This is a genomic window from Thermocoleostomius sinensis A174, assembly GCF_026802175.1.
GTDB classification, from domain to species: domain Bacteria; phylum Cyanobacteriota; class Cyanobacteriia; order Elainellales; family Elainellaceae; genus Thermocoleostomius; species Thermocoleostomius sinensis.
This window is the reverse complement of record NZ_CP113797.1, coordinates 2171426-2183297: the sequence shown is the minus strand read 5'-3', so window position 1 is coordinate 2183297 and position 11872 is coordinate 2171426. Positions and strand designations below refer to the sequence as shown.

Sequence of the window (11872 nt, the reverse complement as noted above, 5' to 3'; positions counted from 1 at the left end):
CACTTCAGAGAAGTCGCAACTGTAAGCGCATTTCGCCAATGAATTAGACAACGAATTAAACAATGAAATTGCGTGCGCTTAGATCTCCGGCTGTTACATTCAGCATTGTTAGATAATCGATGAAATTGCCTTGACCATTCGAATCAATTCGGATGAGCGTATCGGCTCCAGACTGAATGCGTTGAATATACGCAAAGGTACGGGAACTGCCGTAGCCCGGCCTGGAAAAGATTCTGCTGAAGTCGAGTCGATCGCGCTCAGTCTGGAAGTCAGTGATGATGTCGCCACCGTGATTGATGTTTCTGAAGACGAAGCGATCGGGGCCAGGCCCACCCGTGAGGGTATCAGCACCGCCACCGCCAATCAAGGTATCTCGATTACCACCCCCAATTAGACGATCGCCTTGAGAGCCGCCCAACAGTCGATCATTGCCGCGCTGTCCGAACAGCACATCTTCGCCGCCTTGTCCGCGCAACCGATCGTTACCACGACCGCCATAAATGGTGTCATTCTTTCGACCACCAGCCAGTTGATCGCGGCCCAAATTGCCGAAGATCAGGTCATTGCCGTTATTACCATTGATGCGATCGTTGCCTTGTCGCCCTTGCAGAAAGTCGTTGTTGGCTCCACCGTTGATTCGATCTCGGCCACGTTCACCGACGATGGTATCGTTGCCCCACCGACCATTCAATCGATCGTTACCGCGCCGACCGAAGATGAGATCATCACCCCGGCCACCGTTGACGCGATCGTTCCCCAAACCGCCGATGATCGTATCGTCACCGTTTTGCCCAAACAGGCGATCGTTGCCTTGATTACCGTTAATCGTATCACCAGCATTGCCACCAAAAATCCGATCGCGCCCAGCCCCGCCACTGAGTGTATCATCACAGTCAAAACCGCGTAGCGTATCATTGCCGCCACCACCAATCAGCGTGTCTTGGTCGGGGGTTCCCCGCAGCAAATTGTTGCCACTGGTTCCTTCCCGGCGAATGCCAGGAACACAATCATCGCCGTTCGGCGGAATAGGTTCCAAGCCTGCTGAACTGGCTAGCGTAAACGTTGCCGTATTAGAGGTTGCCCCCAAGTTATCCGTGGCAAAAAACGTGAAAGCGCCACCACTAAAATCATCAACGGCTCGGAAGAAAAGCTGATCTACTTCAGCGGGGGTTAATACGTCTCCAACCGATACTGGCCGACCACCCGCCCGTGGATCACCCACAAATAGCTGACCTTGTTCGGCAGCGGGCAACGTCACGATCGTGTATGAAACCACACTCCCGTCTGGATCAGTCGCTACAGGGGCCGGAACTCGTGTCACTGAATCAGGATTAAAGCGGGCGGTTGAATCACTAGCAATCGGCGGTTGATTCGTTGCAGTACCACCTTGAGAGAAGGTAATGGTTGCCACGCCTGAGGTTGCGCCGCTGTTATCAGTTGCTTGATAGGTGAAACTGCCACCAGTAAATCCAGTTGCCGGACGGAAGAATAACTGATTGGCATCTGACAAGGTCAACGTTTCACCAGCGGTGACAGGACGCCCCCCGGTCAGCGGATCGCCCACAAACAGCACCCCTTGCTCAGTTGGCGGCAACGTCAGAATCGTCACCGTTTCAACGGTGCCATCGGGGTCACTGACAGGCAATGTAGACAGAGGCGTGATTGCTCCCTCGTTGACTGGTACATTGAGGTTGTTGGCGATCGGCGGTTGGTTCACTCCTGTACCATCGCTGCTGAAGGTGACCGTGGCAATGGAAGAAATGGCTCCATCATTATCACGAGCGAAATAGGTGAAGCTATCTCCCGTAAAGCCCCCCACCGGACGGAAGAACAACTGATTTGCTTCTGCCAGGGTTAAGGTTTCACCCGCTGTCACCAGTCGTCCACCTGCATTAGGATCACCGACAAATAGCTCGCCTTGTTCATCCGTCGGTAAGGTGACGATCGTAATGGACGCTACCGTACCATCGGGGTCAGCCACAGGCAGAGCGGGGATAGCCGTCAAGGCAGCATCAGTGACAGTCACCGTGACATCACCGGCCGTCGGCGGTTGATTATCTGCCGTAAGCAGCGCTAGGGTCACAGTCGCAGGCACGGCCGCTTCGGCCCCCAGGTTATCGGTGGCGTTGTAGGTAAAGGTGGTTCCGGTAAACCCAGGGCCAGGTTGGAAAAATAGCTGTGAAATTTGATCAGGGGTAAGTTCTTGTCCAGCCGTTACTGCTGTCCCACCAGCGGCTGGATTACCCAAAAACAAAGTGCCTTGTTCGGCAGGCGGCAACGTCACGATCGTGAATGATTCCACCGTGCCATCAGGATCAGTCGCGGAAAGCCCAGTCAAGTTAATTGTGGTGCCCGACGGAACATTGTTAGTGACATCGGCAACGATCGGTGGGGCAGTGAAGGTGGAAACCTCGAGGGTACGAATTTCGTGAACATTGCGGAACGTACCTGTCCCTCCGGCAAAGCCAAACGTGAAGGTGTCTGGCAATGCCCCATTCGCTGCCACAATATTGTAGTTTTGCAGAGAGTCTGGGCTTTCCCCTTCATCCGTAAAATCACCGTCACTGTTCGCATCGACCTGGACGGACAGTAACCCCGTTGGCGTCAGTACAATCCGAGCACGGCGACGCGCCTGTTCGCGATTTGTTGCGGTAGGAACATCGATGCTATAGGGAAGGGTTCCAGTTCCGGTTAAATAGGCATAGTTATTAGCTTGGCTACCACGCACGGCGATCGCATCTGGAGTAAACCCAGGCCCGCCCAGGCGTCCCTCAGTTGGGTTCGAGTAGTTGCCATACTCATCGAAGCCAATACCTAAATACCCCCCTTGCACGCCCGGCCCAGCGGCTGGCGGCTGGTTGTTGTTGGCATACCCTAAAGAACCACCGAACGCTCCTGCCTGGCGAGGTGGGTTTGAGCCATCAGCTAGAAAGAAGCTAATACCATCGGCTCCTGGCGTTGATCCACCATAAGCATAGAAGTCAAACTCAATGACTAACCCCGCACTAGACGGAATTGGGTTGTTGTAAAGAACGTAGGTCGCTTGGTTGTTCGTAGAATTGGTCAAGCGCAACGCGCCTTCGCCATCTGGATCAACTGGGGGGTTAGGAGAGGCGCCAGAATTTCCTGGCAGACCGCCTCCGATCGATGGATCAGCCCCAGTAGAGGGATTTGGATCATCCCGAGCCGTTAGGAACGGATTTACTTGAACTGGATTGCCTGGATCGCCTACTCCAAACAACCATCTTCGATCAACGACATCATCTCCCCTAAAGGTCTCTGTATAGAGACGCCGAGAATCAGCAAGGATATGAGGATAAGCCGCGATCGCCTCCTCAGAAAAAGGCAGTGACACCTCCAAACTTCCCGTTGTGAACGCTAAGCACCAATCCCCCCCTAAGGCACGGTTCCCGGTCAGAGTTGTAGAGGCAGCCACCACTGCCCCAGTCAATTGACTAAACTGCTGCACAAACGCTTGCCCGATCGCACTAGACGCAACACGACAGCCGTACAACAAAATGTTGGCATTGACCGCGAGGGCTTTTGCCCAAGCCCGAAGCGAATTCGCATACTGCTCTAACGTTTCGGACGTTATCCAAGTGTTGCCTAAGCGTAGTGCACCCGCTTCGCCATGCGAAAGAATATGAAGACTGCGAAGATTACGATGCCTGGCGAGGGCCTTGGTGATTTGCTCAATTCCGTTTTGAGTAAAATTGAGAACAATAACCTCAGTGTCGGGGCTGATGGAATCAACTAGACCCTGATAGTCTCTAACAGTTGAATCAACTACAACCAGGGTTGTAGAGGGGTAGAGGGATGTCATGGCTTGATTTCTTTAGGCTCCAAAAATCGTGTCAAGTGAGGCTGTCTAAACCCAAGCGATGGATCAGGAATATCACCAGGCAGTAAATCTCAGTCAGTATATTTTCTGTTGTTTCAAAAATTGTGTAACATTTACCACAATTTCTCAAGGTGAGGCTTCTCAGCTTTCGTGCTGTGATTCGAACATCTGCTCAAACATCGATGCGAGTACGCCCAAACTTTACGCAAATTTTAAGTCTTTTTCAAGAGGGAATTCGATAAATTCAGAAATCTCCCCCTTGATCCAAGGATTGTTGCCGGCAATCGGAGATTTCAATGCAAACTTTACCAGAAAATACGCACTTCAATTTAATTTTATTTACAAAAGGATATTATTCCCTGAGTAGCTGGTTGATGCGTTCGGCGACGGGGAGCCAGATCAACGTCCTGCTCTCACCGTGGCAGAAGGATCGAGGGTGAGGGCTAAAACTGGCAGCATAGCCAGGGGGTTTAGCATTTTCACACTAACTGTCCGAAGGATTGTAATAAACGTTGTACCGTTTAAGTTAGAACGATCGCGGTCGTTAACCTAAACCATTCACGAGTTTTGGTTGTTTGCTATCACTAAACTAATCTTCATCTGCTTGCACAAACCATGTTGGAATTCTGGAATAACCATTTTGAGACTAGCTCATTCATTCCTCATGGACATTGCTACCTATGGAAACCTGAACTAGTAGGGCTGCATCTCACGTCTGATCTGATGATTGCAATCGCCTATTACTCGATTCCGATCACGCTGTTTTATTTCGTGAGAAATCGACCAGATTTACCATTTAACCGAATTTTTTTGCTGTTTTGTTTGTTTATTGTGGCTTGTGGCACAACGCACTTAATGAACGTATGGACGCTTTGGCATCCCGTTTATTGGGTATCAGGTATTTTGAAAGCTATTACGGCTACGGTTTCTGTCTTTACCGCAATTCAGTTAATTCCGATCGTGCCCCAAGCCCTCGCATTGCCCAGCCCTGAGCAACTTGTGCAAGCCAATCAAGCTCTACAAGAGCAAATCGCCGAGCGGTTGAAAATTGAAGCGGAATTGAAGACTTATCAAGGTCAACTGGAACAACGAGTGGTCGATCGCACGGCCCAACTAGCAGACTCTAATCGGCAAATGGAAGACTTATTGCGGCGGGAACAGGAAGCACGTAGACAGGCAGAAGCCGCCAAAGTAGAGATTCAAAAGCGTGAAGAAATGGCCCGACGACAACTGGCTGAAATTGAAGCGATTTATGCTACGGCTCCTATTGGGTTGTGCGTTCTAGATACGGAATTTCGCTATGTGCGCATCAATGAATATTTAGCCGAAATCAATGGATTAGCTGTTGCCGATCACCTTGGGCACACCGTACGCGAACTATTGCCAGAATTAGGCGAAGTCCAAGAACAGATTTTTCAACAAGTGTTAGCCTCTGGCAACCCAATTCTTAATGTAGAAGTCCACGGAACCACCCCCGCCCAGCCAGGGGTTGAACGTGACTGGCTTGTGAGCTACTATCCATTACGCAGTCAAGACGAGGAGGTATTGGGCATTAACGTTACTGCCCAGGAAATAACCGATCGCAAACTGGCAGAACAGGCGTTGCAAGATCGAGCAACTGAATTAGCGCGGCTCAACGCTAGGTTGGCCCAAACAACGTCTACTTTGCAGGAACGAAATCAAGATTTAGATCAGTTCGCCTACATCGTTTCTCACGATCTGAAAGCTCCTCTACGTGCTATTTCTAGTTTGTCTGAATGGATTGAAGAAGACTTATCTGGGCATATTCCTGCTGAAAATCAACAGCAACTTGAGCTATTACGATCGCGGGTGCGACGGATGGAAGCCCTAATTGATGGCTTGTTAACCTACTCTCGTGTGGGCCGAACCGAGGTAGCCGTGGAACCCGTCGATGTCAACGAATTGCTAGCCGAGGTGATTGATTCCCTCTCGCCCCCGCCCTCCTTCACCATCATCATCCCCTCCGATCTACCCAGGCTCAACACTAAGCGGTTGCTATTGAATCAAGTGTTCAGCAACTTAATCAGCAATGCCATCAAGCACCATACCCGACCGGATGGCCGTATCGTCGTTGCCTGGCAAGACACGGGAGACTTCCACGAATTTGCTGTTTCTGATGACGGACCTGGCATTGAACCACAATACTACGACAAAATCTTTACCATTTTTCAAACCTTGAAGACCGGCGATCGACAGGACAATACGGGAGTGGGGCTATCGATCGTTAAAAAAATTCTTGATACAGAAGGAGGACGCATTCAAGTAGAATCGCACCTCAACCTTGGAACCACTTTTCGCTTTTGGTGGCGCAAATAGTCAAAAACTAGTTGCCACTGGCTTTCAACCGCAAGGTCGCGAACTCACAGTAACGCCATTACGATCAAGTTTCCGGTAACAACGCAGCGGTGATGGTCGCCTGCTTCAAGTGGCGTCCAATGACAACTAGTTTGGTCTGCCGAGGTTCGGCGGGCTGCCACGGACGATCGTAGAAATAATCAAATCGCTGTCCCACCCCTTGCAGCACCAGCCGCATCGCCTTTTGAGGAACCGCCACAAAACCTTTAATTCGGTAAATTTCCTGCTGTTGCACCAGTTGTTGTAATCGCTGTACCAAGGTGGACGGCTCAAACTGAGCATCGACCAAAATTTGTACCGAATCAATCTCTTCATCGTGCTCGTGGTCTTCTTCAGCATCGTGGTGACTTGGACGGTTGTCTAAGTCGTCTTCAACAGCCGCATTAAACCCCAAAAGCAAGTCTGGACTGATTTGTCCTTGTTGACACGGGACCAGTCTCACCCCCGGCGGCAGTTCTTGTCGCAACCACTGCTCAACCTTGAGGCGATCGGGCGTTGCCACGCGATCGGTTTTTGTCAACAGCACCAAATCGGCACAGGCCAATTGATCTGCAAACAGTTCCTCAATCGGAGTTTCATGCTCCAACGTTGGATCGGCTTGCCGTTGTGCTTGCAATGCCTCTAAATCTCCCACCAGTTCTCCGCGGGCGATCGCTTCACAGTCTACAACCGTCACCACTCCATCTACCGTTGCCCCAGTGCGAATTTCTGGCCAACGAAACGCTTGTACCAAGGGTTTGGGGAGTGCCAAGCCAGACGTTTCAATCAAAATACAATCGAGTTGCTCGCGGCGCTTCAGCAACTCCTGCATCGTGGGCAAAAATTCCTCTTGAACCGTACAGCACAAGCAACCGTTCGCCAATTCCACAATGGGGGTTAGGTCGGCATCTTCACACACCTGACAACTGCGCAGCAGATCGCCATCAATGCCAACTTCACCGAACTCATTCACCAGCACCGCGATCCGTCGCCCGTCATTGTTTTGCAGCAGATGCCGTACTAGTGTGGTTTTGCCTGCTCCTAAGAAACCCGTGATTACCGTAACAGGAATTTTATGCATAAGAACGATTACGTGTCCAATAACATCTCGCGTGACAGGCCGTAGTATCATCCCATACAGAAATCAGTCGCCTTGTCTTTCGTCAATTCGCCAATCAGACTCTTGCTCTATCTCCAATTCAATCGGAGGTAGGTCAACCTGCAAGTTCCCAACCTATCATGCTTATCCAAACCTGACACAAACTTGAACATAAAAAATTTACGATCGCGGCTGCATCTCTGCCCTAGACTGAGTTAAATCCTCTGATTAGTCTTGATTCTTAGGATTGCTGCTTAGCTTAGATTTTGATATCGGCTATTGATCAAACAAAAGGCAGCTTTGTGGCGTAGTAGATTGAAATTAAGTGAAATCAGGCCTCGTTGATCACAGTTTAACTGTAAATTACTCAATAGTCCGGACATTTAGCCCCTGCTCTCAAACAGGGCAACGGGGAGTTAAATCAATGTCCCTCTCTCAATATAGGAGAGGGATTGAGGGTGAGGGCTAAAACCAGCGGCATGGCGAGGGGGTTCAGCGTTTTCACAACAACTTCACAACAACTGTGCGAAGGATTGTTAACTGTAAATTTTTGCAGAGGCGATCGCGAGTTTATAGCCGTCAACTGAGCTATCTTTGCGTATTTAGCATCTCGACTCTTTTAGTTTCACCGACTCTGTTACCTATGGATACTTGGAGCTTGCTGACATTGGGCAGTGAAGAGCACCCCTTTTCATCTAATCCACTGCGATGGAGCCATCATCGTCCGCAGCTGGGCATCGAGCCGGCAACAGAGCCAAATTCCCTTCAATCGGCGGCGGTGCCCCTTGCTCGAATTTTACTACTCGAAGACAACGCTACCAGTCGCCAGCTAATGAGTGACTACCTAGAATATTATGGCTACACCGTGCTTGGTCTAGCGCAGGGCAGTTTATTGTTTGACGCCGTTGAACAGTTTTGTCCTCAAATTATTTTGCTTGACTTAAAGTTACCCGATATGGATGGGTTTGCACTGTTACAACAATTCCGACAGCGCGCGGAGTGGCAAAGGATTCCAATTATTATTGTTTCAGCCTTTGCCTTTCAAGCAGACCAGCAGCGTGCCTTGAACTTAGGAGCACAGCGATATTTTGTCAAACCTGTAAACTTATCTCAGTTAAGAAATGCGATTCGCGATGAGCTTAGCCTCGTAATTGTGTCGCACCCTTAACAAAGCAGAACAATGAACTAGGGCGTTTCCTGCCCGTTGGAACTATTACCTGGCGCATTGTCGGCTCCTCGCTGTTGCGATAGATACTCTTCAACTTGTTGAGATAACCCTTGAATTGCCCTACCTGTTTCAGAAAGCTGAATTTCCAGTTGAGCCACTTGCAGAATAGCTGCTTGAAGTTGATTTAAGGCTTGCTCAATCGAGCGCCGTGTTTGTAACTCAAATTCATCAAGATTCATAGATACACGAGGAGTGTTCGATCGAACACGCAGTTTGCACAATAAAGAACCATAGATACACCCATCACTCGCATCGCTCAACTTGGAAGAAGAACGCTCATTTCAAGTTCTTCACTATCTAGGTTAGAACTCACAGCGATTCTCCTCTAAGGCATGTCAAAGATTAGTCCAGAGAACTAGGCAGTGATATACCCTTTTGGTTTTGATTTAAAGTATAGCACGGATATAGAACAGTATCTTTTTTGACTAATGCGAGTAGTAATATTACTTATTTTCAGGCTTGGATTGACCTCGTTGCAGAAATGAAAACAGGTTTCAACCAGAGTTAAACTAAGTTTGCTTGCACAAGTAGTGGTGGTTGTGTTTAAGAGAATGCTTGTAATAGAGGTCGCCATTTTAACCCAGATAGCTACTGAGCGCTGTCAAAAGATCTGAGTTGAGCCATGAAAACACAACAGGAAAACATGAACGCCCCCTTGATCTGTCAGGGCATTGGCTAATGAAAAATCCCCCAACGTACCGCCGAGGGATGAAAAAGGGAATTGAAAAACTGAAGCGTGAACGGTTCAAGTCATCAACCCTAAAGATACAGGTTATCCTTTTTCGACGCTTGACGAATCAGAAGTCATCCAGTTTAAAGACTGCCGATGTTCGGGAGTCAGAGGCTCGATCGGACTGGCTAAAGACCACTGGTGTCCAAATGGGTCAACTAGCTTACCATAGCGATCGCCCCAAAACATGTTTTCTAATGGCATTGCGATAGAAGCCCCCGTGCGCACCGCTCGCTCAAACCAAGCATCCACATCATCAACCTCTAAGTGAAGGATGACAGGCGAGCCGCCCAAGGTATTAGGCGAAATGCCACCCATGTCTGCATCTGGATATTCGTCGTTGAGGAAAATGAACGAATCCCCAATTTTTAGCTCCGCGTACCAAATTCCGTTACCGTTGGGAGCCGCCATGCGATACATTTCCTCGGCTCCAAAGGCTGCTTTGTAGAAGGCGATCGCCGCATCGGCATTGCGAACGGTGATGTGGGGGGTAATGGTGTGATAGCGTTTGGTTGTAATCGCATTATGGGCCATCGCAAATCTCCTTGAAACTTCGTCCTAGTGGGGCTTTGGTCGCAAAGGCTTGATTGAATATTGGGAATAGGCAAAAAATGCAATAAAGTGCAGAGACGCGAAGTTGCTTGCTGTAAACAAGAGATGATTCCGCGCCTCTACAGACTTAACCCAGGTGTGTACCTTTGTATGTAGGAGCGTTTGTAGTGGACTGCATTGCCTAAGTGCGTCTAGTACATCCGCTCTATTAAATTACCACATCTGCGCCAAAATAGAACAATCGTACTATTTGAATTATCTTGTTTTAATTATCTTGTTGATTGGCTTAGCATCCATTGCGCTAACCCAGGGGCGAGGCGATACACTTCTGTCGCGATCGCTACTGGTCCGACAATGATTTCTGCTCGTTGCTTCGTTACTGCCTCCCAAATAGCGTTAGCAATATCTTCTGGTTGGCTTACCCAAGCACCTTTTAAAGCTGACTGCATTTGGCTTTGGCGGGACTGCGTTTCTTGATCGTCTTGACCACGAAACATCGCGCGCTCCATAAAACTACTGTTGATTACCCCCGGATGCACTGCCGCAACGTGAATACCTCGGGGTTGCAATTCCAACCGCAGTGTTTCAGTTAGTCCAGTCACCGCATATTTACTAGCACAGTAGGCGGTCATATAGGGCAGCGGCATTTTGCCCCCAAACGAGCCAACATTGACGATCGTGCCTCGTCCTTGGGCAAGAAAATGGGGCAACAGAGCTTGAATGGTGTAGACATAGCCCCAGAAGTTAGTATTCATCAACTGTTGCCAATCGTCTATGCTGGTCTGCGCCATTGTTCCCGTCAGACAAATGCCGGCATTGTTAATCAAAACATCGATCGCGCCCAGTTGCTCAAGGGCATGATGGACCAGCGCTGTCACTTGTTCCAGTTGTCCCACGTCGGTTGGTATGGCCACTGCCCGTCGTCCCAATGCACTAATATCTTTGGCTACAGTTTGTAGACGATCGGCCTGCCGAGCCGCCAACACCACATCGTAGCCTTGACGAGCAAACCGTAGAGCGGTGGCTTTACCGCTCCCTTGAGACGCACCTGTAATCAGAACCGAAGGCATAGGAGGGAGGAAGAAGGGTTAAAGAGAGGAGGAAGTTTAGTCTGCACCTCTGGAAGACAGGGTTTTTCGAGCTTTTTCCGCCCGATCGGCAGCATCTGCCATAACATCGGTCATTTTCTCTAGCATTTCGCCAGGAAAATTTTCTAGAACTTTGGTGGACAGCGACACGCGCCGCTTTGATTCGTCAATGTCAATAATTAAGGCTTTAATGGGTTGCCCAACCTGAAACACTGACTCTAGTGAGGAAACATAGTTCTTGCTGATTTGATTGATGTGCAGCAGCCCAGTTGTGCCATCAAAATCCACAAACACACCGAACGGTTTAATGCCGACGACTCTACCTTCAACCAGTTGACCAATTTCTAACTGTCCTAAACTAGCCGCTTGGGTGGCCAGCCGTTGTGACAACACCAGCCGCCGCCGACTGGGGTCAACTTCAATTAAGCTGACGGTGAGGGCTTTACCAATCAGTACATCTAGTCCTTCTCGATCGACCAAATGCGATCGGGGAATGAAGCCACGAATGCCTTGCACATCCGCTGTGACTCCACCTTTATTCACCCCGCTGATTCTAGCTTGCACAGTTTGATTCGCTTCTTGCAGTTCGCCTAAGCGCTGCCAAGCTTGTTTAATTTCCAGTTGCCGCAGGGAAAGCGTTACTTGTCCGTCTGCGTCTTGTTCTCGAATGATCAAAAACTCGCGATCGTCGCCGATTGGTAGCACTTTCTCAACATCGGACACTCGTTGCAGCGACACTTCATCGATGGGCAAGAAGGCCGCCGCCTTCCCACCCACATCCACATAAATGCCGTCAGAGCTATAGCTTGCCACTTTGCCTCGAACCACCTGACCTCTTTGGAACTGATAGTCGTGTTGCTCAAGGGCTTTAGCAAAGTCGTCAGTGGAAAAGGACAAAGTGGGCCTCCTAGAGTTCATCAATCAGTCGCCGTGGAGCGTTTATCATACTCCATGACCTATCGTACTCTTTCCGCCAAGT

At 49.5% G+C, this 11872-nt stretch carries 8 protein-coding genes; 2 read left to right on the top strand and 6 right to left on the bottom strand.

All coding sequences use genetic code 11. From position 1 onward, the window contains the following. Positions 1–55 precede the first annotated feature (55 nt). Positions 56–3823: a DUF4347 domain-containing protein gene (locus tag OXH18_RS09440; RefSeq protein WP_268612363.1), complete on the bottom strand. Its 3768-nt coding sequence runs from the start codon at positions 3821–3823 to the stop codon at positions 56–58. 633 nt (positions 3824–4456) lie between these two features. On the opposite strand from OXH18_RS09440, the gene OXH18_RS09435 reads away from it, so the two are divergent. After that, complete coding sequence (locus tag OXH18_RS09435) at positions 4457–6178, top strand: sensor histidine kinase (RefSeq protein WP_268612362.1); 1722 nt, start codon at positions 4457–4459, stop codon at positions 6176–6178. 64 nt (positions 6179–6242) lie between these two features. On the opposite strand, the gene cobW is transcribed toward OXH18_RS09435, so the two are convergent. Beyond that, the gene (gene cobW, locus OXH18_RS09430; protein ID WP_268612361.1) at positions 6243–7277 is read right to left on the bottom strand and encodes a cobalamin biosynthesis protein CobW; all 1035 of its coding nucleotides are present in this window, start codon (positions 7275–7277) and stop codon (positions 6243–6245) included. 661 nt (positions 7278–7938) lie between these two features. Here cobW and OXH18_RS09425 point away from each other — a divergent pair. Next, entirely contained in the window at positions 7939–8463 is a 525-nt protein-coding gene (locus OXH18_RS09425) for a response regulator (protein WP_268612359.1), read from the top strand. Positions 8464–8480: 17 nt separating this feature from the next. Here the strand turns inward: OXH18_RS09425 and OXH18_RS09420 are convergent, their stop codons facing one another. The 4 genes from OXH18_RS09420 to OXH18_RS09405 all read right to left on the bottom strand — a co-directional run bounded on the left by OXH18_RS09420 (position 8481) and on the right by OXH18_RS09405 (position 11811). Next, positions 8481–8702, bottom strand: a complete 222-nt coding sequence (locus OXH18_RS09420; RefSeq protein ID WP_268612358.1) for a hypothetical protein — start codon at positions 8700–8702, stop codon at positions 8481–8483. A gap of 593 nt (positions 8703–9295) precedes the next feature. Then, a complete protein-coding gene (locus OXH18_RS09415; RefSeq protein ID WP_268612357.1) occupies positions 9296–9787 on the bottom strand; it encodes a VOC family protein in 492 nt (163 codons plus the stop codon). A gap of 287 nt (positions 9788–10074) precedes the next feature. Next, complete coding sequence (locus tag OXH18_RS09410) at positions 10075–10875, bottom strand: SDR family NAD(P)-dependent oxidoreductase (RefSeq protein ID WP_268612356.1); 801 nt, start codon at positions 10873–10875, stop codon at positions 10075–10077. 36 nt (positions 10876–10911) lie between these two features. Continuing rightward, positions 10912–11811, bottom strand: a complete 900-nt coding sequence (locus OXH18_RS09405; protein ID WP_315874643.1) for a S1 RNA-binding domain-containing protein — start codon at positions 11809–11811, stop codon at positions 10912–10914. Positions 11812–11872 lie beyond the last annotated feature (61 nt).

Bases quoted from the DNA above. Each gene is read 5' to 3' on its own strand.
- OXH18_RS09405 (WP_315874643.1), bottom strand. From the start codon at position 11,811: ATGAACTCTAGGAGGCCCACTTTGTCCTTTTCCACTGACGACTTTGCT.
- OXH18_RS09415 (WP_268612357.1), bottom strand. From the start codon at position 9,787: ATGGCCCATAATGCGATTACAACCAAACGCTATCACACCATTACCCCC.
- OXH18_RS09420 (WP_268612358.1), bottom strand. From the start codon at position 8,702: ATGAATCTTGATGAATTTGAGTTACAAACACGGCGCTCGATTGAGCAA.
- OXH18_RS09440 (WP_268612363.1), bottom strand. From the start codon at position 3,823: ATGACATCCCTCTACCCCTCTACAACCCTGGTTGTAGTTGATTCAACT.
- cobW (WP_268612361.1), bottom strand. From the start codon at position 7,277: ATGCATAAAATTCCTGTTACGGTAATCACGGGTTTCTTAGGAGCAGGC.
- OXH18_RS09425 (WP_268612359.1), top strand. From the start codon at position 7,939: ATGGATACTTGGAGCTTGCTGACATTGGGCAGTGAAGAGCACCCCTTT.
- OXH18_RS09410 (WP_268612356.1), bottom strand. From the start codon at position 10,875: ATGCCTTCGGTTCTGATTACAGGTGCGTCTCAAGGGAGCGGTAAAGCC.
- OXH18_RS09435 (WP_268612362.1), top strand. From the start codon at position 4,457: ATGTTGGAATTCTGGAATAACCATTTTGAGACTAGCTCATTCATTCCT.